A 2,922-nucleotide genomic window follows, 5' to 3' on the forward strand; every position below is an offset into this window, starting at 1 on the left:
GAATTTCGCGCTGGACCACCGATCCGGCCTGGGCGATCCGCGTGGGCAGATCGGCAACCGGTTGTCCTGCGATCTACACTTGCTTTCCGTGGATGCGGCGGCGGTGCAAAACCTGATCTATTGCCTGAAACGCTGCGATCTGGAACTGGCGGGCATGGCATCATCCGCTTACGTTTCGGGAATTTCATCGCTGGTGGAGGATGAGCAGGAGCTGGGTGCGGCCTGTATCGACATGGGCGGTGGTTCCACCGGGATTTCGGTCTTTATGAAAAAGCACATGATCTATGCCGATTCTGTGCGGATGGGCGGCGATCACGTCACCTCCGACATTTCCAAGGGCTTGCAGGTGCCTTTGACGACCGCCGAACGCATCAAAACCAAGTTCGGCGGCGTGCATGCAACCGGCATGGACGATCGCGAAATGATCGAGATTGGCGGCGACTCCGGCGATTGGGAAAAGGACCGAAGGCAGGTCAGCCGGACCGAGGTGATCGGCATCATGCGCCCACGGGTCGAGGAGATTCTGGAAGAAGCGCGCGCGCGACTGGATGCGGCGGGCTTTGACCATTTGCCAAGCCAGCAAATCGTTCTGACCGGGGGCGCAAGCCAGATACCGGGCCTCGACGGGCTGGCCGCGCGCATCCTTGGTCAGCGGGTGCGCCTTGGCCGTCCGTTGCGGGTGCAGGGCTTGCCGCAATCAGTGACGGGACCGGCTTTTGCCTCCGCCGTGGGGTTGTGCCTGTTCGCCGCACATCCACAGGATGAGTGGTGGGATTTCGATATTCCCGCCGAACGCTACCCCGCGCGGTCACTCAAGAGGGCATTGAAATGGTTCAAGGACAACTGGTAACCACAATATCCTGCGCGCTACCCGAAATGCCGCAGAACGTGGCAGGTTTTCGCCCATATTTTGTGGCGAAAACGTGTTTTTATAGTGACCTTGGGCGCAGTAACGGTTAGGGTTGCAAGGATATGGGACTGAAAGCGCCAAAAAGGCGCAGGGACACTCAAAGGCAGGCGGATTGTAATGGCACTTAATCTGATGATGACTTCGCAACGCGAAGAGTTGAAGCCGCGGATCACGGTTTTCGGGGTCGGTGGGGCTGGCGGCAACGCGGTCAACAACATGATCGACCAGCAGCTTGAGGGTGTCGAATTCGTCGTCGCCAACACCGACGCGCAGGCGCTGCAACAAAGCCGCGCTTCGGCGAATATCAAGATGGGTCTGAAAGTGACCGAAGGTCTGGGGGCCGGTGCGCGCCCGAGCGTTGGCGCCGCCGCTGCCGAGGAAACCATCGAGGAAATCGTTGACCATCTGGCCGGGGCGCATATGTGCTTCATCACCGCCGGGATGGGTGGCGGCACCGGAACCGGGGCTGCACCGATCATCGCGCAGGCCGCGCGGGAATTGGGTGTTCTGACCGTTGGCGTTGTCACCAAGCCATTCAGCTTTGAGGGCAACAAACGCATGAGGCAAGCCGAAGAAGGCATTGAAGCGCTTCAGAAAGTTGTCGACACGCTGATCATCATTCCGAACCAGAATCTGTTCCGTCTGGCCAATGAACGCACCACCTTCACCGAAGCCTTCGCGATGGCCGATGACGTGCTGTACCAGGGCGTCAAAGGCGTGACTGATCTGATGGTCCGCCCGGGCCTGATCAACCTCGACTTCGCCGATGTCCGCGCCGTGATGGACGAAATGGGCAAAGCGATGATGGGCACCGGCGAGGCAGAAGGTGAAAACCGCGCCGTTGAAGCTGCGGAAAAGGCGATTGCAAACCCGTTGCTCGATGAAATCAGCCTGCATGGCGCCAAAGGCGTGTTGATCAATATCACCGGCGGCTATGACCTGACGCTGTTCGAGCTTGACGAAGCGGCCAATATCATTCGTGAAAAGGTCGACCCTGACGCGAATATCATCGTTGGCTCCACGCTTGACACGTCGATGGAAGGCACGTTGCGGGTTTCCGTTGTCGCGACCGGCATTGATGCCAATGTCTCACAAACCGAAACCCCGGTTGTGCGCCGCTCAATGGCTAAACCGTTGCCATCCAGCTTCACCGCACCGGAGCCGGAACCGAAAGCAGAACCGATGCGCCCGGCGCTGTCAGTGTCCTCGGCAACGATGACACAGACACCTGCGCCACAACCGCAACAACAGCGGCCCGCCGCTGTCGCGGAAGATGCTCCAAGCCTGTTCGACCGCGAATCCCCCGTCGCATTTGACGCAGATGAGGAATATGATGCTGTTGTGCAATCCGACGATCTGCCGCCGCCGGCCTATCGTCCGCAACCGGCGCCGCAACCCCGTTCCATCGCAGCAACGCTGAATTCGGATGGGGCGGATTTCGTGGCACCGCGCCCGCGCCCGACCGGCACTCCGTCGCCCGAGGCGATGGCCCGTCTGCAAGCCGCCGTTCACAAGGCTCCGGGCCAGCAGCGCCCGGCAGTGGCACCGCAACCGACGCAGCGCCAGGCCGCCGCCGAAGCACCGCGCCCGCGCTTCGGCATCGGCTCGCTGATCAACCGGATGGCGGGGCATAGTGACGGCCATGCGGAACGCCCCGCAGCACCGCAAACCGCGCGTCAGCAACCCCCGGTCACCCATTATGACGAAGAGCCGGAGATGAATTCGGACCAGGAGCGGATCGAGATCCCGGCCTTCCTGCGGCGCCAGGCGAACTGATCCGATCAAATCTTCATCGAAAAGGCCCGCCCCGGCGGGCCTTTTTCATGTTTGATGGCAATGGGTTACGCAAACATCGGCAGGTTTCCGGCGCTTTGCTGTACCATTGTAACAGAAGGTCACAATTGGTGTGTTGTTGCGCGGCTGCCCTGCGTCTATCTAAAATTCACCGAAAGCCTTGGTTGCGTCACAATCATGAGAAACGCAAATCGAACAGGCCGACGGCAACGAGATAG

Annotated in this window: 2 protein-coding genes; both read left to right on the forward strand. The window is 60.3% G+C overall.

Annotated elements, in window-relative coordinates:
- On the forward strand, positions 1-850 hold an 850-nt coding region (gene ftsA / locus L0H65_RS17510; protein WP_301460507.1), incomplete at its 5' end, for a cell division protein FtsA.
- A gap of 177 nt (positions 851-1,027) precedes the next feature.
- Positions 1,028-2,686, forward strand: a complete 1,659-nt coding sequence (ftsZ, locus tag L0H65_RS17515; RefSeq protein ID WP_301460508.1) for a cell division protein FtsZ — start codon at positions 1,028-1,030, stop codon at positions 2,684-2,686.
- Positions 2,687-2,922: the final 236 nt, after the last annotated feature.

The sequence above is a fragment of the Pseudorhodobacter sp. genome, assembly GCF_030452865.1.
Lineage (GTDB): Bacteria > Pseudomonadota > Alphaproteobacteria > Rhodobacterales > Rhodobacteraceae > Pseudorhodobacter.

What these genes read in the sequence shown, in the direction of transcription:
- ftsZ (WP_301460508.1), top strand. Translation starts at nt 1,028, where the DNA reads ATGGCACTTAATCTGATGATGACTTCGCAACGCGAAGAGTTGAAGCCG.